This is a genomic window from Rhizobium sophorae (assembly GCF_013087515.1).
In the GTDB taxonomy this organism is placed as follows: Bacteria; Pseudomonadota; Alphaproteobacteria; order Rhizobiales; family Rhizobiaceae; genus Rhizobium; species Rhizobium sophorae.
This window is the reverse complement of the sequence record NZ_JABFCN010000070.1, coordinates 335,382-354,414: the sequence shown is the minus strand read 5'-3', so window position 1 is coordinate 354,414 and position 19,033 is coordinate 335,382. Positions and strand designations below refer to the sequence as shown.

Below are 19,033 nucleotides of genomic sequence, written 5' to 3'. Positions count from 1 at the left end.
TTTGGGATAACGACTTGCATCACATAAAGACTTGAAGCGTCGCGTGAATCCGAATTCGACGCGACGCGCTTTAAGTGTGAGCTCGCGCTCACATCATCTTTCGGCCGTTCGGCACCGGCTGTTCGATCGCAGCAAGCACGATCGCGCCGTTCTCGTCCTCGAAACCCAGCGTCAGCACTTCCGAGCGGAACGGCCCGATCTGGCGCGGCGGGAAATTGACGACGCCGAGCACCTGCCGGCCGATCAGGTTTTCCGGCGTATAATGCACGGTGATCTGCGCTGAGGATTTTTTAATGCCGATGTCAGGACCGAAATCGATCAGGAGTTTGAACGCCGGCTTGCGCGCCTCCGGAAAGGGACTGGCTTCGATGATCGTGCCGACGCGGATATCGACACGCTCGAAATCGGCGTAGGTGATCTCTTCGGCCATATGGTCTCCGTCAGCCAGCCAGTTCCTCGGCCCGCTTGCGCGCCGCCGCAAGGGCTGCGTCGAACAAGGGCTGCATGCCGTCTTCGGCCATCAGCACGGCGAGCGCCGCCGCCGTGGTGCCGCCGGGAGAGGTCACATTCTCCCGCAGCCGCGAAGCGTCGTCGGGGGACTGGTGCATGAGTTCACCAGCCCCCGCGACTGTTTCCCGCGCAAGACGCATGGCGAGGTCCGCCTGCAGGCCGAGTTTACGGCCTGCCTCCGCCATACATTCGACGAGATAGAATACATAAGCCGGACCGCTGCCCGAAAGCGCCGTCACGGCATCGATATCGGCTTCCGCCGGGACCCATTCGACCGGCCCCGAGACGCGCAGAAGGGAATGGACGCGTTCGTGTTGCGGATCGCTGACCCCTGAATTCGCAAAAGCGCCGGTGACGCCGCGCCCGACCATGGCTGGCGTGTTCGGCATGGCCCGCACCATGGCGGCCTTGCCGAGATGTTTCTCGAGGAAACCGAGCGTCTTGCCGGCCGCGACGGAGACGACGACCGTGTCCGGCCCGACGGCACTCTTCACCGCCGGCAACACCGTCTCCATCACCTGCGGCTTGACCGCGAGGAACAGCACGCTTGCCTTCAAATCCGTAGGAAGCGCGGTCAGATGGGTCGCGCCAGCCTCGTTGATCGTCGAAAGCATGGCCGGCGACGGGCCGGGATCGACAACGATGACGGCTGAGCCCGGAACGCCGCTTTTCAACCAGCCGGAGAGCATCGCTCCGCCCATGTTTCCGGCACCGATAAGAACGACGGGATGTGTCGAGGAAAAAGGGGGCGTCGGCATCTTATGCCTCGCCGACCGTTTCAAACAGCACGGCTTCCATCGCCTTCGTCGCTTCCATGCCGGACCAGACGACGAACTGGAATGCTTGGAAATAGGCTTCGCAGGTATCGAGCGCGCTGGAAAGCAGCACTTCCACCTGGCGATTGGTAGGCTCCGCGCCGCCCGCAAGCAGCAGCGATTGGCGGAAAATGACGACATCTTCCTGGCGCCAGAGGTCGAAATGACCCATCAGCACCTGCCCGTTGATAGCCGAGAGCAGCTTGACCACCTCGTTGACCCTGATATCGGGAACTTTGATATCGAAGGCGCACCCAAGATGCAGCGCCTCGAATTCCTCCATCCAGGAGAAGGAGACGTGGTAGTCCGTCCAGCGGCCCTCGACCGTCATCGCGATCTCGTCCTCGCCGGACCGTTCGAACGACCAGTCGTTGTTGGAGGCAACGTACTCGATCATATCGACCGGGTTCGACTGACGCTCGACTTCCAATTCCATCAGGTTCATGCAGCACCTTCTTGACCGGAACGAATGCGACCTAACTTGGTGTACGAACACAAGAAAGACACACGCAAAATACCGGAACCACCACTCGGATGATCGTTGAACCGCTGCCAGACTTAACGCAGATAACCTGCCCGGAGCTTACCAAGTCGCTTCGAATCATCATTTAAAATCAGTGTATAGCGCCCCTTGCCCCCTGCCAGCCCCCCGAACGGAAAATAGGACCGGCCACTGTGGAAAGGCTCTTCGAAATTCAATTCAGAAGGGAGAATAAGCGACTCTGCGAATTGGCTTTTTTGGCAGTGTCCACAGGTGGAAAACTCACCTGGTTTTTTTACGGAAGATGCGGCGTGTGGCATGAAGGCAACGCCGCATCTGTGTCTTATCGGGACTTAAGCGCCCTCGCCGGCAAGCTTCGCCTCGAGCGCTGCGATGCGGGCGGCAAGCGCCTCGTTCTCGTCGCGTGCCTTGATCGCCATCTCGCGCACGGCCTCGAACTCCTCGCGCTTGACGATGTCCATGCTGTTCAGCCAACGCTCGGCCTGGGCGTTGAAGGCGGTTTCGATCTCCTTGCGGACGCCCTGGGCGGCACCGGCCGCATCGGTCATCAGCTTGGCGAATTCGTCCATGATGCGGTTCGTTCCGGTCGTCATGGCGTTTTTCTCCCTTGGCATGAGGTGAATTCAGCCCTTCAGGGCCTCGAGGATTGAGGTAGGGCTTCGCCATCGACGATGCAAGCGCTTTACACGGGATAAGCTTGCCGGAACCGGCCGGGAACGGGCCATCACGAACAATGGACTTGACCGTCCGGGATCGCAGCGGCATGTTCCGCGCAACTCAACGGGTGGAAAACCTTGCCGACAGCAGCCGATCTCCTTGCCATCATGCCTTTCCCGGATATCGATCCGATCGCCTTTTCGATCGGTCCGCTGGCGATTCACTGGTACGGTCTGGCTTACGTCGCCGGGATCCTGCTCGGCTGGGCCTATGCGCGCCGCATCGCCGCCAATGACAGTCTCTGGCCCGGCAACGTCTCGCCGATATCAAAGACGCAGCTCGACGATTTCATCGTCTGGGCAGCGCTTGGCGTCGTCCTCGGCGGTCGTCTCGGCTATATTTTCTTCTATGATCTCCCCGCCGTCCTGCGCAGTCCCGTCCGTGCGCTGGAGATCTGGAATGGCGGCATGTCCTTCCACGGCGGTCTGACCGGTACGACGATCGCGATGATCCTCTTTGCCCGCCGCAACGCCATCCCGGTCTGGAGCCTGTTCGACATCGTCGCCGCCGTCGTTCCCTTCGGCCTGTTCTTCGGCCGCATCGCCAATTTCATCAATGGCGAACTGTGGGGCCGGTTGACCGACGTGCCTTGGGCCGTGGTCTTCCCGACCGGCGGTCCCTTCGCCCGCCATCCAAGCCAGCTTTACGAAGCCGGCCTCGAAGGCATCGTTCTGCTCCTGGTGCTGGCCGCCTTCGTCTATGGCTTGCGCGCGCTGAAAAGCCCCGGCTTCGTTACAGGCGTCTTCGTCTGCGGTTATGCGCTGTCGCGCATCTTCGTCGAATTCTTCCGCGAGCCTGATGCCCAGCTCGGTTACCTCCTCGGCACGAACTGGCTGACCATGGGCATGGTGCTCTCCTCCCCGATGATCCTGCTTGGCCTCTGGGCGATGCTGCGGGCCCGCCGCCAGGCTGCGCTGCAGCTGTGAGAAACGGCAGGACGCGCGACATGACCACCGCTCTAGGCGAAAAGATCAAGGCGATTATCCAGGCCAACGGCCCGATCAGTGTCACCGATTATTTCTCGCTCTGCCTGGCAGACCCCGAACACGGCTATTATCGCACCCGCGAGCCCTTCGGCCGTTCCGGTGATTTCGTCACCGCGCCCGAGGTCAGCCAGATTTTCGGCGAGATGATCGGCGTCTTCATCGTCCATGCGTGGCAGCGCCACGGCACACCGACGGGCGTCCGCCTTGTCGAGATCGGCCCCGGCCGCGGCACCATGATGGCCGACATGCTGCGCGTCATCTCCCGCATCGCTCCACCGCTTTTCGACGCGATGACCGTGCATCTCGTCGAAACCAGCGAGCGGCTGCGCGACGTCCAGAGTCAGACGCTCGAACCCCACGGCGAGAAGATCACCTGGCACGACGGCTTTGACGAAGTACCGCCCGGCTTCACCCTGATTGCCGCCAACGAACTCTTCGACGCGATCCCGATCCGCCAGTTCGTCCGCATGCCGACGGGGTTCCGTGAGCGCATGGTTGGTATCGACGCCGATGGCGAGCTGACTTTCGCCGCCGGCGTCGCCGGCGTCGATCCCACCTTGCTGCCCGAACCGGTGCAGAACGTGCCGGTCGGCACGCTCTTCGAGATTTCGCCTGCCCGCCAGGCGGTGATGATGGCGATCTGCGAGCGGCTGCGCGCCTTCGGCGGCACGGCGCTTACGATCGACTACGGCCATCTCGTCACCGGCTTCGGCGATACGCTGCAGGCCGTGCGCATGCATGAATTCGACCCCCCGCTCGCCCATCCCGGCGAAGCCGATCTGACGAGCCATGTCGATTTCCAGCAGCTCGCCGAAACGGCGCTTGCGGCCGGCCTCCATCTGAACGGCGCCCTGCATCAGGGTGATTTTCTGACCGGCCTCGGCATCCTCGAGCGCGCAACCGCCCTCGGCCGCGATCGCGAGCCGCAAACCCAGCAGGTCATCCAGGCGGCGGTCGAAAGGCTCGCCGGCGCCGGTGAAGGCCGGATGGGCGAACTCTTCAAGGTGATGGCGGTCTCCTATCCCGCCCTCGATCTCCTGCCCTTTCGTCCAGTGGATTGACAGGGCGCAGGCGGCTGGTTCAACATCCGCCTGAAACAAGAACTTGAAGCGCGCCGCATATGCGATGCGCTTGGGATAATAACAAACCCCTTAAAAACCCCGGAATCACAGATGCAGGACGCGGCCTCTCCCGCACCGATCGAAAGCGCGCTGCTGAACGAAGCGGCGGGCGCCACGATCCGGCACGGTTATTTCACTCGGGCCGGCGGCGTTTCCGAAGGGATGTATCGTGGCCTCAATGTCGGCCTCGGCTCCAGCGACGAACGCGACAAGGTCCTGGAAAACCGCCGTCGCGTCGCCGCCTGGTTCGGCTTGCCGGTCGAGCGGCTGGCAACCGTGCATCAGGTCCATTCCCCCGATGTCGTGACGATCGGCGCCGATTACAACGGCGCCCGCCCCGACGCGGATGCGATGGTAACGCGCACCCCTGGCATTGCGCTTGGCGTGCTAGCCGCCGATTGCGGACCCATCCTGTTTGTCGACCCCGACAATCGCGTCATCGGCGCTGCCCACGCCGGCTGGAAGGGCGCGCTGACAGGCGTGCTCGAAAACACCATCGCCGCCATGGAGGCTCTGGGTGCGGACCGCGCCCGCATCGTCGCTTGCCTTGGCCCCTCGATCAGCCAGGCGAGTTATGAGGTTGGCCCTGAGTTCGTCGAGCGTTTCGTCGCCGAAAACCCGGATGACGAGCGCTTTTTCGTGCCTTCCGCGACACCCGGCCACGCCATGTTCGACCTGCCGGCGCTGACGGTCGACCGGTTGACGAAAGCCGGCGTGCGTGCGGAAAGCCTCGGCCTCTGCACCTATCCGGACAATGAGCGCTTCTTTTCCTACCGCAGGACGACACATCGCAAGGAGCCGGATTACGGCCGCCAGATTTCCGCGATATCAATCAGGGAGACTTGAGCAGAATGGCACTGCATTTCGAAAAGGCCGAATTCGCAAGCCGGCTTGCGCGCCTCACCGAGAAGATGAAGGAAGAAAAGCTCGACGCCTTGTTGCTCTTCGCCCAGGAAAGCATGTACTGGCTGACCGGCTACGACACCTTCGGCTACTGCTTCTTCCAGACGCTGGTCGTCAAGAGCGACGGCACCATGGCGCTGATCACCCGCTCGGCCGATCTTCGCCAAGCCAGGCATACCTCGATCCTCGAGGACATCCATATCTGGGTCGACCGGGTCAATGCCGACCCGACGCTCGACCTGAAGAATCTGCTGGTCGAGATGGACCTTCTCGGCGCCCGCATCGGCATCGAATATGATACGCACGGCATGACCGGCCGCGTCGCCCGGCTGCTCGACGCGCAGCTGACCACCTTCGGCCAGATCGTCGACGCTTCCTATCTCGTCAGCCGCCTTCGCCTGATCAAAAGCCCGACCGAGGTCGCCTATGTCGAGCGCGCCGCCATTCTCGCCGACGATGCGCTCGATGCCGCGATCCGGCTGACAAAACCCGGCGCCGACGAGGCCGATATCCTCGCCGCCATGCAGGGCGCGATCTTTTCCGGCGGCGGCGACTACCCCGCCAACGAGTTCATCATCGGCTCCGGCGCCGACGCCCTGCTTTGCCGCTACAAGGCCGGTCGCCGCAAGCTCGACGCCAACGACCAGCTGACGCTCGAGTGGGCCGGCGCCTATGCGCATTATCATGCCGCCATGATGCGCACGATCGTCATCGGCGAGCCGACGCATCGCCACCGCGAGCTTTACAACGCCTGCCGCGAAACCATCGAGGCGATCGAGACTGTGCTCAAGCCCGGCCAGACCTTCGGCGATGTCTTCGACATGCATGCCAGGATCATCGACGAGCGCGGCCTGGCTCGCCACCGGCTGAATGCCTGCGGTTATTCGCTCGGCGCCCGCTTCTCGCCGTCCTGGATGGAGCATCAGATGTTCCATGTCGGCAATCCGCAGCCGATCGAGCCGAACATGTCGCTCTTCGTGCACATGATCATCGCCGATTCCGATACGGGCACAGCGATGACGCTCGGCCAGACCTATCTGACGACTGCGGACGCGCCGCGCGCGCTATCCCGCCATCCGCTCGATTTCATTGGGCTCTGACCGGTGAGAATCCGGAATTGACAGACGACCGTCCCCACCCGCATACATTCGGGTGGGGCTGATTGCGATTGCGGGAAGGACAGACCAAGGGATGACGCGAGCTGCGATTTTGCCCACGCTCCTGTTCGTCATGGCTCTACTGACAGCCTGCAACACGACCGATGCGCTGACGCCGCAGGTCGATATCGGCAATTCCGCCGGGGGCGCCCTGTCAAGCCCGGTGACGCAGAGCGAAGCCGAGCGTTTGGCGGGCACCCGCCAGCCGCGTTTTTCGGGAAGCTCGCAGCAGGGCGGCTACCATCCAGCCTATGATCAGTCGCAGCGGGCCTATCGACCCGGCACCGGCGCGGCGCCGACGACGATGCAGGAACAGGCAGACGCCCTGTCGAGAAGCGGCTCCTCGCCGGCCGCCTCTGCCCCGATCGACGGACAATCGCTGCCACCGCCGGCGGCCGGTGGTGAGCTTGCCGCACAGCCGGCTCCGCCGGCCGAGGCGCAACAGCCGCAGCAGACCGCCGCCCTCCCTCCCAGGTCCCCCACGGCTCGCGGCAATACCGTGCGCTTCCTACCGATCATCGGAGCGCCGGTGCAGGCCGTGACACCACTCTCGCGCCAGCTCGGCGCCGAGGCGCGGGCGCAAGGCCTTTCCATCAAGAGCTCGACCGATGCGAGCAGCGATTACATCCTCAAAGGCTATCTCTCCGCCTTCAGCGACGACGGCAAGGTCACCGTGGTCTATGTCTGGGACGTCCTCGACAGCAGCGGCGCCCGCCTGCACCGCATCCAGGGTCAGGAAAGCGTGCCGACCGCCGCGGCCGATCCCTGGGCGGGCGTTCCGGCCTCGGTGATGCAGCAGATTGCCTCGAAAACCATCGCGGAATTCTCTTCCTGGCGGCAAACTCAAGACGGTTAGTCACAAACTTTTTGCAAATATGGAAGCTTGTGGCGCCTTTGCCCTTGCATTCACAGGGAAGCTGACTAAAAAGCGCGGCTATCAGCGCGTAACAGGCGGACCAAAATGAAGGTTTTCGCAGGCAATTCGAACCGGCAACTCGCCGAAGCGATCTGCAACTATCTCAATGTTCCCTTGGGGAAAGCCAGTGTTCGAAGGTTTGCCGATCAGGAAATCTTCGTGGAAATTCAGGAGAATGTGCGCGGTGAGGACGTTTTCCTCGTGCAGCCGACCGCCTTTCCCGCCAACGACCATCTGATGGAACTGCTGATCATGATCGACGCCATGCGTCGTTCGTCAGCCCGTCGCATCACAGCCGTCCTTCCCTATTTCGGCTATGCCCGCCAGGACCGCCGTGCCTCCGGCCGCACACCGATCTCCGCCAAGTTGGTTGCAAACCTCATTACCGAAGCCGGCGCTGACCGCGTCATGACGCTCGATCTCCATGCCGGGCAGATCCAGGGCTTCTTCGATATTCCGACCGACAATCTCTTCGCCATGCCCGTGCTGACGCGCGACATCAAGAGCCACTATGACCTCAGCAATGTCGTCGTCGTCTCGCCCGACGTCGGTGGTGTGGTTCGCGCCCGCGCGCTTGCCAAGCGCTTGGACTGTCTCCTGGCCATCGTCGACAAGCGTCGCGAGCGGCCGGGTGAATCCGAAGTCATGAACATCATCGGCGACATCACCGGCAAAGACTGCCTGCTGATCGACGACATCGTCGATTCCGGCGGCACGCTCTGCAACGCGGCCGACGCGATGCTGGCCAAGGGCGCATCCAGCGTCACCGCCTATATCACGCACGGAGTTCTCTCGGGCGGCGCAGTCACCCGCGTCACCTCCTCGAAGCTTCGCGAACTCGTCATCACGGATTCGATCCAGCCGACCACGGCAGTTCTTTCGGCGCACAATATCCGCATCGTGACCACGGCCCCTCTGATCGGCGAAGCCATCAGCCGAACAGCTCAGGAAGAGTCCGTCTCCAGCCTGTTCGATTAAAGAGAGCCGGCATTCGACCGGCACTTTCGATTTTTGCATTAGATGGACCAAGCTATTATTGGGCATGCCCTCCGAGCCGCATGAATTGCTGACCGTCGATTGTGGCGGAGCCACGTTCGCAAGCGGCCGCCCGATCATTGGTTTCGGCGAAGCTTGTGACGTAAGGCGCAAAAAAGCCGGCACAAGGCCGGCTTCCTTTCATTTCGGATACCAATTGATAATGCTCAAGGCTGCTGCGGTGGCGCAGGTGCCGCATCCTGCCCCTGGTCCGGTTCCTGCTCGGTCTCCAGCCCCTGATCCTGATCCGGACCATCCGGCCCCTTGATCTGCTGGCCGTTGACGGCGACTGCACCATCGCGGCTGACACTGATGTCCCAGCGCGAGCGGCCATCTGCATCGGTCTTGGCGAAACCTTTTACCATCATGATGCCGAAGGAGACCTGACTAAGATCGGGATCCGTCTTGGCAAGCTCCTGAACCGCGGCAATCGTCTTGTCGAGATCACGGGCGAGGATCGTCGCCTCCATCGAATAATCCTTCTCGGTGTCGACCCGCCCCTCGATTTTGCCGGTCATGTCGAGGTCGTAGACATCCGATTTGGCACTGACCTTCGGGAACTCGACGACGAGCCGGCCGTCGCGGAAGAACTTCTTCGCCATCTCCTCGCCACTCGTCTCAGGCGCCTCGGCGCTGCTGAAATCCACCGCCATCAAGGCGTCGCCGAAGCTTGCGAAATCCAGATTCGGCATGGCGAGTTGCAACTCGAAGCTGGTCGGCAGGAAAGGCGAATAGCTTGCCGGCATCAAGGGCGTGTCGAGGCTGATGTCCTGGGCATTCATGCCGAAGCCGAAACGCATGGCGTCACTCGGCCCGTCCACGGCCACGTTGTAGTCGAATGCCTTGGCGCCGCCGTTGCCCATCTGGCTGCTGACAGTCAGATTGTTGACCCCGATCGTCTCGCTGAACGAAGCAAGAAGCGGGAAGGCTTGCTTGAGCATTCCCTTTATCTTGTCGCTGTTCTCCGGGCTTAGCTCCTTCTCCTCGAGATGCTCGAGAACGAAAAGGACGATCTCACGGATCTGCTTGGCCGGCAGGCCGTTCACCTTGGCCTCGAAATCGATCGAGTCGGCACGGATCTCAACAGGCGGCATTTGCAGGCCGGAAACCTGTTCGACGAAAGTCGACATCGAGCCGCTGCCCGCAAAATCGATACGCCCGTTGCCGCCTGCGCTGTCCATCGAGCTCAGCTTTTGGTCTATCCCGGCGATGCTGGCATGGACTTCCTCGGTCTCGGACTTGCTGGTGACCTTGATGTCCTTGCCGGTGAAGGTGCCGGAGCGCAGATAGCTGATCGCCGGATCGAAGACGCCGGTGTAGACAACCGAAGCGATGGAGTAGGAAAAATCCGTCGGCTTCTGGTCGGGGCCTTTGAAATGGCCGGAAACGTTGAGGTTGTTGTCACCCTCGATGTTCCAGAGCCCGCTGTCGAGCGGCGTGGCGAACATCGAGAACGGCGTCAGCCCGTTGATCGCGAATGTCGCCGGATCGGCTTTGGCAAACAGCTTCGCCAGATTGTAAATGATCTCGTATCGCGTCCCCGCCGGATTGACGGTGATCAGGCCGCTCTTCGCCAGATCCTCGGGAAGCAGCTTCGTCAGCGTCTCCTTGACCGCATTGGCGCCATCCTGATTTATCTCGACACCTTGGGCCGTGGTGACAAGGCAAAGTGCCAGCAAGCTCGTTGCCGTGACAAGTTTGAGACGCATAGTCCGATTTCTCCTCAGCCGCTTTTTTGAATGCGGGCCATCCAAAGATGCGAAGCGCGCCGATGTCAACCTCAGCTAGGGAAGAGATTGGCAATTTTGCCGTTCATACGGCCACGCATCCGGGGGAAAGGCGAGAACACCGCCCCTCGTATGCGGCATTCGGCTCACCGTTGACGATCGACGCGATGCTCGAATGCAGTCTCGGCTTGTCGAAGCGTATATATCACCGGAAAACGGCCCGAATCCGCAACTTGCGTTTCCGATCGACTTATAATATAGGCCACCGATCCGTGTAGACACCCTTGGAGGCAACGCGGATGAGGTCGGGTCATACCCGCCTCCGGTTCGTCGGAACAAGGCTTTTGCCCACCGCCGAACTCTCCAAATAACCTCGAAAGGAATAGCCATGAGCCAGGAAACTTACGAGCTCAAGGCCGAGGCGCGCGAACGGGTTGGTAAGGGGTCCGCCCGTGAACTTCGCCGCAACGGTTTGATTCCCGCTGTCATCTATGGTGACAAGCAGGCCCCCATTGCCATCGCTCTCAACACCAATGAGGTGACGAAGCGCATTCACGCCGGTGGTTTCATGACCACCGTGGCGACGATCGAAGTCGACGGCAAGAAGCACAAGGTTCTGCCGAAGGACTACCAGCTCGATCCGGTCCGTGACTTCACGATGCATGTCGATTTCCTGCGCGTCTCCGGCAACACCCAGGTGACCGTCGAAATCCCCGTTCACTTCATCAACGACGAGAAGTCCCCGGGCCTCAAGGTCGGCGGTGTTCTGAACATCGTTCGCCATGAAGTCGAAGTTCATTGCCCGGCCGATGCGATCCCTGAGTTCTTCAATATTGACCTCAGCGGCAGGAAGATCGGCGACAGCATCCATATCTCGGAAGTCACCCTGCCGAAGGGTGTCACCCCGGTCATCGACCGCGACTTCACGATCGCGACGATTATCGCTCCGGCTGCCGGCATCGACGAGAGCGCCGCGGAAGGCGAAGCCGAAGCCTGATCGCTTCGACCAATTTGTAAAGCATATGGCCCGCTTTCCCCTGGAAAGCGGGCTTTTCGTTGCCTGGAAAGCCCCCGTTTCAGCAACATTTAACAAATTCGTGAAAGCATGCTCCGTCAGCTGCGAAGAAGCCGCCTCAACGCGCGACAGCAAATATGGCCGGCCTGGGGAGTAGACGGAACCATGAACAATTCCGTTGAGAACAGATTTTTTGCGATAGTTTGTGGAGCACTGCTTGTTTTTGTCGCTCCCCTCTTTGTTCTCTTCCTTTTTCTTTCCTCGGAACGGGCCGACAAGGAAATACGCGACCATATCTCCGTTCTTCTTGTCGCCAATGCCCAGGCGCTGGCCAAACCCCTGTGGGACCTCGATGAGGACAGCGTCACCCAGATCAGCGCGACGGTCGTTTCCCAGGGCGCCATCGTCAAGGTCGAAGTGCGTGACCAGTCAGGCCAGCTCGACGTCAGCCAGTCCACCATTCCGCGCTCCTTCGACGGCAAGCTCGTGCAGGTGTCGCGCGCCATCATCTACAACACCGTCGACGGTCCGAAAAATCTCGGCAGCATCAGCGTCTATTATCCCGCGCTCGGCCTGTTTTCCGGCCTGAAGCAGGAAGAGGTCGTCTTCATCTCGATCTTCATCTTCGCGGTGCTGACCGTTTTCGGCACGGCGCTGATCGGCAACCGCTTCTTCGTCATCCAGCCGCTGATGCGGCTGACGGCGGCAATCGAGGCCACCCGCCAGCTGGGCTCCCGCCATCATGTCGACTGGCAGTCGAACGACGAGATGGGACGGCTTGCCCATAGCTTCAACGAGATGCAGACCAAGCTCGAAAGCGAGGAAAAGGAGCTGAAGCTCGCCCACCGCCGCGCCACCGACATCTACAATCTGACCCCCGCCATGCTCTTCTCGCTCGACGAGGAAGACCGCATCACCGCCGTCAGCGATTATTGGCTGCTTGCCACAGGTTATCATCGCGCCGCCGTCATCGGCCGCAACTTCGCCGATCTCGTCACCCCCGCGACCCGCGACAAATTCGTCAAGCGCCGCCAGGCCGAAAGCGGCATGACCGTCACCGTCAAGTTCGTCTGCCTCGATGGCCGCACCATGGACGTCCTCATCATGGAATCGGAGGCGGGAGCTGGCGCTCAAGACCACCTCTCGCTTTCGGTCATGACCGATGTTACCGAACTCAAGGCCTCCGAGGACCGCAACCACCGCCAGGCAATCACCGATCACCTCACCGGGCTTCTCAATCGCCAGGGCTTCGAAGCCGTCCTCGACAACAAGATCGCCGCCGCCGACGCCGCCGGCCAGGAACTCGCCTGTCTCTTCGTCGATCTCGACCGCTTCAAGTGGATCAACGACAATATGGGCCATGCCGCCGGTGACACGGCGCTGGTCGAACTCGTCGAGCGCCTGAAGACCCATCTTGCCCCCTCCGACGAGGCGGCTCGTCTCGGCGGCGACGAATTTGCCATCCTGCTGCCGGCAAAGGACGCCGAAAACCGCGCCAAGGTGATGTGCGAGCAGATCGCCTCGATCTTCGAAACGCCATTCGCCCCCGACATGCATCTGAGCGCTTCCGTCGGCATCGCCATCTATCCGCATCATGCCGAAACCGCGGCCGAACTGCTGCAAAAATCCGACATGGCGATGTATGCCAAGAAACGCGACGGCAAGAACGGCGCACAGCTCTTCGACAATGCCATGCTCGACCGTGCCCGCAGCCGCGCCGAAATCGAGGCCAATATCGAAGCCGGCCTCGTCGACAACTGGTTCGAGGCCTTCCTGCAGCCGATCGTCACCCTGAACGGCCGCGGCATTGCAGGTTTCGAGGCGCTGATGCGCCTCAACCATCCGCAGAAGGGCCTGATGCCGCCGGCCGAGATCATCAGCGTCGCCGAGGAAACGGCAAAGATCGTCCGCGTCGGCAACGTCATCATGGAAAAGGCGATCGCCAACCTCGCGAAGATTTCCCGCATATCAGGCATGCAGGATACCTATCTCGCCATCAACTTCTCGCCGCTGCAGTTCGAGCCGGCGCTGCCGGCCCGTCTTGCCGCCATCGTCGGCCGCCACGGCATCCGCCCCGAGCGCATCGTCGTCGAGATCACCGAAGCCGTGCTGATGCACGACAACCCACAGATCCGCTTGATCGTCACGGAGCTTCGTCGCTTCGGCTGCCGCATCGCGCTTGACGATTTCGGCACGGGCTATTCGTCGCTGAGCTATCTCAACCGTTTCCCCGTCGACATCATCAAGATCGACCAGTCCTTCACCCGCGCGATCAACGACGGTGACGACGACGTGCGTCAGAAGAGCCGCATGCTGATCGAAGGCATCACCACGCTTTCCCACAAGATGAACTGCACCGTCATTGCCGAGGGCATAGAGACCGAAGAGGAATGCCGCACGCTCCATCAGATGGGGCTTGACTATGGACAGGGCTATCTCTTCCATCGTCCGCAGCACGCAGCCACGCTGATCGACGAACTGACGGCCTCGCAATCGGCCGTCGCACGCGCCTCGTGAACGAAGAACCAAAGGAGATGATACGGATGAAAAAGCTCCTGCTTCTCGCATGCCTGGCGCTGCCCTGCACCGCCCATGCGCAAACGGTGACGTTCACGACCGAGGACTATGCCCCCTTCAACTATCGCGAAGGCAAGGAGATCAAGGGCGCGACCGTCGAGCAGGTCGAAAAGGTGATGGCCGCGATCGGCGTCGACTACACCATCGAGATCATGCCCTGGGCGCGCGCTTTCGGCCTTGCCCGCACGGCGCCGATGACTTGTGTCTTTGCGACCGCCCACAACGGCGCACGCGACCCGTTGTTCAAATGGATCGAGCCGCTGCTCATCGACCGCAACATCCTGATCACCCGCAAGGGCTCGGGCGTCACCGCCAGCAATCTGGACGAGGCGAAGAAGTATACGGTCGGCACGCAGCGCGAGGACTATACCGAGACGATCCTGAAGGAGAAGGGTTTCACCAAGCTCGATGTCGCCAGCGACTTCAATGCGACGCTGCGCAAGCTGCTTGGCGGGCGCATCGACATGATGCCGATCTCCGAACTCTATTACGAAAAGCTGAAGGCCGACCAGCCGGTGGAATTGGTGACCGTGCTCTCCGCCCAGCCAATGGGCATCGCTTGCGAGAAGAACTTTCCGGACGATCTGCTCGCCAGGATGCAGGCTGCTCTCGACAAGCTGATCGCCGATGGCGACCAGAAGCAGATCTTCCTGAAATACGGCATGAACCTGTCGGAATGACTCCGAAGACAACCGCCCTTTCCGCTTGACTTTGCTTTCATTTCGCGGTGGTGAACGGCGGGAAGTTCTAAAGCGCGTCGCGATCTTTCGGATTCGCTTGTCGTGCTTTAGGTCTTTGTTTTTACGCATGTGGTTGTCGCAAAACCGCTGCACCCTTTTGCGCGACATGCTTTAGCGAGGAAAGACAGGCCATGCTGATCATCGCGGGTCTCGGCAATCCCGGCGGCAAATACGCCGGCAACCGCCACAATATCGGCTTCATGGCCGTCGACGCCATCCATCGGCGCCACGGCTTTTCGCCCTGGTCGAAGAAGTTCAGGGCCGAGATCGCCGAGGGCGAGATCGGTGGTGAGAAAGTGCTGCTGATGAAGCCGCAGACCTTCATGAACCTTTCCGGCGAGTCGGTCGGCGAAGCCATGCGTTTCTATAAGCTCCAGCCGGCCGATCTCGTGGCCATCTACGACGAGCTCGACCTTCCTGAGGGCAAGGCGCGGCTGAAGACCGGCGGCGGCCACAACGGCCACAACGGCATCAAGTCGCTCGATGCGCATTGCGGCAGGGAATACCGGCGGCTACGTCTCGGTATCGGCCATCCCGGCATCAAGGAAATGGTGCAGAACCATGTGCTCGGCGATTTCGCCAAGGCCGACAAGGCCTGGCTGGAGCCGCTGCTCGACACGCTCGCCGACAATGCCGACATGCTGGTGCGGAACGAGGATTCGCAGCTCATGAACAAGATCGCACTGGCCCTGGGCGGCACGACCGAAGAGGAAAAACCGCGTAAGGAAGGCAAGAATACCGAAAAGAACTCGGGCGGCCAGTCGCATATCCACCAGGCCCGCAATCGCAATCAACCGAAGCTGCCGGCCAGCGGCCCGATGGCCGATATGCTGAAGAAGATGTTCGGCAACAAGGGGGAGTGAGGCCGGTGCCGGATCAGGACTTTGCCATCCGCCCGGCCGCCGCCGGCGATCTCCCGGGGCTAGTTGTACCCTACCATTATCTGAATCCGACCGATGCCATTCTGGATGGAGCCATCGCCGAGGAACGCTTCTCCGCCATCCTCACCCAACCCGGCATGAGGATCCTTATTGGCTTTGCAGGTGATCTCGCCGTTGCGACCGTCACACTGATCGTCGTGCCGAACCTGACGCGCGGCGGCGCCTCTTATGCACTCATCGAAAACGTCGTGCCCCACGCCGATCACCGGCAGCGCGGTTATGCCGGCGCCGTCATCGGCCATGCGTTGACGCAGGCCTGGAAAGCCGGCTGCTACAAGGTGATGCTGCTTACCGGCTCGAAGAACCCGGCGACGCTGCGCTTCTACGAGAATTGCGGCTTCGCGCAGGACAAGACCGGCTATCAGATCCGCCGGCCCTGAGCCCAAAAAAATGCCTATTCCTCCGGCTCCGTGGTGAACATCAGCGGATAGCCCATGCCCTTGGCGAGGTCGATGCCCTCCTTGGCCTTGGTCTCGGCGATGTCCCTGGCGCAGACCACGACCACGCAGGAACCGAGCTTGTGCGCCGTCATCATCACCCGGTAGCCTGTCTCCTCGCTCATGCGGAAGACGGCCTTCAGGATCATGATGACGAATTCACGCGGGGTATAATCGTCATTGACGAGGATGACCTTGTAAAGCTTCGGCTTGTCCAGCTTCGGCTTCACCTTGGTCTTCGGTTTCAGGGCGATGTCATTGTCACTCATCGGAAAAATCCACCCGTTGATGACATGGGGTTAGTAATCTTCAAAATCAGCTAATCATTGTCGATGACGAATTTTCGACCGTCAGCCGGCGTGGCTCCCGGCCTCAAACAGGCAGGAGCTGGTCGCCGGGTTCGACACCGAGAAGGTCAACTGCGTCTATGCGAACAGCGACCGGTATTCTGGTGAAATCAGCAATACGTCGAAATCTCCGTCGCTTTCAAGAATAGGCCAGCACCGATCCGTCGGCAAGTGAGCGACGCTAAAAGCTCTCTAAGACTTGACCATATTGCTCCTTTATCCCATAGGCACCAGCAAGGAATTCAAGAACAGCAGGTTTTAGCCATGGGCTTCAAATGCGGTATCGTCGGGCTGCCGAATGTCGGCAAATCGACCCTCTTCAACGCGCTCACCAAGACGGCCGCCGCACAGGCGGCGAATTATCCCTTCTGCACCATCGAGCCGAACACCGGCGAAGTCGCCGTTCCCGATCCGCGCATGCGCAAGCTTGCCGACATCGCCAAGTCGAAGGAACTGATCCCGACCCGCATCTCCTTTGTCGATATCGCCGGCCTGGTGCGCGGCGCCTCGAAGGGTGAAGGCCTCGGCAACCAGTTCCTCGCCAATATCCGCGAGGTCGATGCCATCGTCCATGTGCTGCGCTGCTTCGAAGACAGCGACATCACTCATGTCGAGGGCCGCATCAACCCCGTCGCCGATGCCGAGACGATCGAGACCGAGCTGATGCTTGCCGACCTCGAAAGCCTGGAGCGCCGCACCGAGCAGACCCGCAAGCGCGCCACAAGCAAGGACAAGGATTCGGTGGCGATGCTGCCGATCATGGAAGCCTCGCTGAAGCTGCTCAACGACGGCAAGCCGGTTCGCACCCTGCTGTCGACGCTCGATGCGGAGGAAATCGTCATCCTCAAGAGCCTCAATCTTCTGACCTCGCATCCGGTGCTCTACGTCTGCAACGTCGCCGAAGGCGATGCCTCGACCGGCAATGAATTCACCGAGGCCGTTGAGGTGATGGCGAAGGAACAGGGTGCCGAAACCGTCGTCATCTCGGCGGCGATCGAAGCGGAGGTTGCCCAGCTTCCCGAAGAGGAAGCCAAGGAATTCCTCTCTGCCCTCGACCTTGACGAGGCGGGCCTCGACCGGCTGATCCGCGCCGGCTACAAGCTGCTTCACCTCATCACCTATTTTACCGTCGGCCCGAAGGAAACGCGCGCCTGGACGATTGAGCGCGGCACCAAGGCGCCACAGGCCGCCGGCGTCATCCATTCGGATTTCGAGCGCGGCTTCATCCGCGCCAACACCATCGCCTATGACGACTACATCAAATACAACGGCGAAGTCGGCGCCAAGGATGCCGGCAAGGCACGCGACGAAGGCAAGGAATACGTCGTCCAGGACGGCGACGTCATCCATTTCCGCTTCAACACCTAAAGGAGTTCTAGGAAAAGCTGAACCGCTCTAATCGGAAACAGCTGCTATCCCGGCCAATGCTTGTTGCCCAACTGCTCAGCAGATTGGGCGACGTAGCTTTACGGGGTCGCCGCCAAGACGGCAGGCGGCAGTCTTTGCGAAATGGCGGCCGGCAGCGCCCGCAGCACGATGCGGCGCAGCGGCATCCAGCCTGTTCCGATGATGAGCACGATCGCTCCGACGACGATCAGCGTCGTGAAGACATAGGTATCAACAGTCGCACTCCCCTGCCGGAAAATGCCGTAGATCGCAAAACCGAGCGACAGCAGGCCTGACGTGACGAAGGCGCGCCGGTCGATGACAAGGCCGATCAACATCAACACCGCCACACTGATGACAATGATGGGCGTCTTGATCGACACGGTCTGGGCAACATCCAGCAAATTGCCGTCGAATGAAATCAGCAGCCTTACGCTGAAGAGCAGAGCCGGTGCCGCGCCGAGGTGAAGCCAGAAGGCGATATCGGAGCGTGTCGTCCGGCGCAACCGGTCGCCGAGGTCGAAATAGAGCGCCGTTGCAAACAGCCCGAGCGCGCAAACGAGGAAGACCACCGCGAGCAGGAGGGGATGGTTGGAGAAGAATTGCGGATCGCCACTCGCCCATTGCATGAGGCGCAACAGCAGGGTGAGCACCAGCGCAAGGGCCGACATGATGCAGAGCGCCAGCGCCAGCGGCACGCGGTACCGGGCATAATAGAGGCCGAGAATGATCGGGAAGCCGGCGACGAACTGCGTCGCCTCCGCCCCGATATCATTGAAGGCTGATGTTACCGGCTTGAAGAAGAAGGACATCAGCAGGAATGTCCAGCAGAGCAGCGCAATCGTCAGGCTGACGGCCGGCAAAGCGAGCCGCTGACGGCGCACCAGGATTTCCGAAAGCACGATGATTGCAGGCAGCACGGCATAAAGTGCGGCAAGCCCCCAGAGGCCGCCAAGCGCCACCACGACGCCGATGGTGATCAGCACGTCGTGAAAGCCGCGCACGAAGCGTGGCGTCTCGGTATCCGACCAGGCCTGCCCCTCCGCCGCCATTGCCGGCTGCGCCTCAGCGACGCCGACACCGCGCCCGGCGACGACGACCCCGCGCTCCGTCAGGAACGGCAAAAGCCGCCCGCCCGCCTCCGGCGAAATCAGCTCCTGGCGCACGGCCTCGTCGAGTATCGACCTTAGTTCAGTCATGC

The 19,033-nt window shown here is 61.2% G+C and carries 19 protein-coding genes; 12 read left to right on the top strand and 7 right to left on the bottom strand.

All coding sequences use genetic code 11. From position 1 onward, the window contains the following. Positions 1-88 precede the first annotated feature (88 nt). From G9X64_RS35820 to G9X64_RS35805, 4 genes are all read right to left on the bottom strand, one after another. Positions 89-430: a tRNA-binding protein gene (locus G9X64_RS35820; RefSeq protein WP_168310653.1), complete on the bottom strand. Its 342-nt coding sequence runs from the start codon at positions 428-430 to the stop codon at positions 89-91. A 10-nt stretch (positions 431-440) separates the two neighbouring features. Beyond that, complete coding sequence (gene proC / locus G9X64_RS35815) at positions 441-1,268, bottom strand: pyrroline-5-carboxylate reductase (protein ID WP_168310652.1); 828 nt, start codon at positions 1,266-1,268, stop codon at positions 441-443. Between the two features lies 1 nt (position 1,269). Then, a complete protein-coding gene (locus G9X64_RS35810) occupies positions 1,270-1,770 on the bottom strand; it encodes a type III secretion system chaperone family protein (RefSeq protein ID WP_003541709.1) in 501 nt (166 codons plus the stop codon). Positions 1,771-2,159: 389 nt separating this feature from the next. Continuing rightward, entirely contained in the window at positions 2,160-2,420 is a 261-nt protein-coding gene (locus tag G9X64_RS35805) for an accessory factor UbiK family protein (RefSeq protein ID WP_003541711.1), read from the bottom strand. Between the two features lie 201 nt (positions 2,421-2,621). Here G9X64_RS35805 and lgt point away from each other — a divergent pair, with 201 nt between their 5' ends. The 6 genes from lgt to G9X64_RS35775 all read left to right on the top strand — a co-directional run bounded on the left by lgt (position 2,622) and on the right by G9X64_RS35775 (position 8,605). After that, positions 2,622-3,470, top strand: a complete 849-nt coding sequence (gene lgt / locus G9X64_RS35800; RefSeq protein WP_168310651.1) for a prolipoprotein diacylglyceryl transferase — start codon at positions 2,622-2,624, stop codon at positions 3,468-3,470. Between the two features lie 20 nt (positions 3,471-3,490). Beyond that, entirely contained in the window at positions 3,491-4,591 is a 1,101-nt protein-coding gene (locus tag G9X64_RS35795; RefSeq protein ID WP_168310650.1) for a class I SAM-dependent methyltransferase, read from the top strand. 111 nt (positions 4,592-4,702) lie between these two features. Further along, complete coding sequence (gene pgeF, locus G9X64_RS35790; RefSeq protein WP_168314124.1) at positions 4,703-5,497, top strand: peptidoglycan editing factor PgeF; 795 nt, start codon at positions 4,703-4,705, stop codon at positions 5,495-5,497. A gap of 5 nt (positions 5,498-5,502) precedes the next feature. After that, positions 5,503-6,654, top strand: coding sequence for a M24 family metallopeptidase (locus G9X64_RS35785; RefSeq protein ID WP_168310648.1), 1,152 nt, complete (start codon positions 5,503-5,505; stop codon positions 6,652-6,654). A 91-nt stretch (positions 6,655-6,745) separates the two neighbouring features. After that, the gene (locus G9X64_RS35780) at positions 6,746-7,567 is read left to right on the top strand and encodes a hypothetical protein (protein WP_168310647.1); all 822 of its coding nucleotides are present in this window, start codon (positions 6,746-6,748) and stop codon (positions 7,565-7,567) included. A gap of 105 nt (positions 7,568-7,672) precedes the next feature. Then, positions 7,673-8,605 carry a ribose-phosphate pyrophosphokinase gene (locus G9X64_RS35775; protein WP_011652946.1) on the top strand — a complete coding sequence of 311 codons (933 nt, stop codon included), beginning with the start codon at positions 7,673-7,675 and terminating at the stop codon, positions 8,603-8,605. A gap of 224 nt (positions 8,606-8,829) precedes the next feature. Here G9X64_RS35775 and G9X64_RS35770 read toward each other — a convergent pair whose 3' ends face one another. Beyond that, complete coding sequence (locus G9X64_RS35770) at positions 8,830-10,371, bottom strand: hypothetical protein (RefSeq protein ID WP_171378365.1); 1,542 nt, start codon at positions 10,369-10,371, stop codon at positions 8,830-8,832. A 406-nt stretch (positions 10,372-10,777) separates the two neighbouring features. Here G9X64_RS35770 and G9X64_RS35765 point away from each other — a divergent pair, with 406 nt between their 5' ends. From G9X64_RS35765 to G9X64_RS35745, 5 genes are all read left to right on the top strand, one after another. Continuing rightward, entirely contained in the window at positions 10,778-11,386 is a 609-nt protein-coding gene (locus G9X64_RS35765) for a 50S ribosomal protein L25/general stress protein Ctc (protein ID WP_168310645.1), read from the top strand. A 183-nt stretch (positions 11,387-11,569) separates the two neighbouring features. Next, positions 11,570-13,921, top strand: a complete 2,352-nt coding sequence (locus tag G9X64_RS35760; protein ID WP_171378364.1) for an EAL domain-containing protein — start codon at positions 11,570-11,572, stop codon at positions 13,919-13,921. Between the two features lie 26 nt (positions 13,922-13,947). Further along, entirely contained in the window at positions 13,948-14,661 is a 714-nt protein-coding gene (locus G9X64_RS35755) for a substrate-binding periplasmic protein (protein WP_168310643.1), read from the top strand. A 191-nt stretch (positions 14,662-14,852) separates the two neighbouring features. Next, on the top strand, positions 14,853-15,584 hold the full coding sequence (pth, locus tag G9X64_RS35750) for an aminoacyl-tRNA hydrolase (RefSeq protein WP_168310642.1): 732 nt from the start codon (positions 14,853-14,855) through the stop codon (positions 15,582-15,584). After that, the gene (locus G9X64_RS35745; protein WP_171378363.1) at positions 15,581-16,042 is read left to right on the top strand and encodes a GNAT family N-acetyltransferase; all 462 of its coding nucleotides are present in this window, start codon (positions 15,581-15,583) and stop codon (positions 16,040-16,042) included. Before pth ends, G9X64_RS35745 begins: the two co-directional genes overlap by 4 nt. Before the next feature lie 14 nt (positions 16,043-16,056). Here G9X64_RS35745 and clpS read toward each other — a convergent pair whose 3' ends face one another. Further along, positions 16,057-16,368 (bottom strand): ATP-dependent Clp protease adapter ClpS, encoded by a 312-nt coding sequence (gene clpS, locus G9X64_RS35740; protein ID WP_113545299.1) that lies wholly within the window; start codon positions 16,366-16,368, stop codon positions 16,057-16,059. A 342-nt stretch (positions 16,369-16,710) separates the two neighbouring features. Between clpS and ychF the strand changes: the two genes are divergently transcribed. Beyond that, the gene (gene ychF / locus G9X64_RS35735; RefSeq protein WP_168310640.1) at positions 16,711-17,814 is read left to right on the top strand and encodes a redox-regulated ATPase YchF; all 1,104 of its coding nucleotides are present in this window, start codon (positions 16,711-16,713) and stop codon (positions 17,812-17,814) included. Positions 17,815-17,912: 98 nt separating this feature from the next. Here ychF and G9X64_RS35730 read toward each other — a convergent pair whose 3' ends face one another. After that, the gene (locus tag G9X64_RS35730; protein WP_171378362.1) at positions 17,913-19,031 is read right to left on the bottom strand and encodes a hypothetical protein; all 1,119 of its coding nucleotides are present in this window, start codon (positions 19,029-19,031) and stop codon (positions 17,913-17,915) included. Positions 19,032-19,033 lie beyond the last annotated feature (2 nt).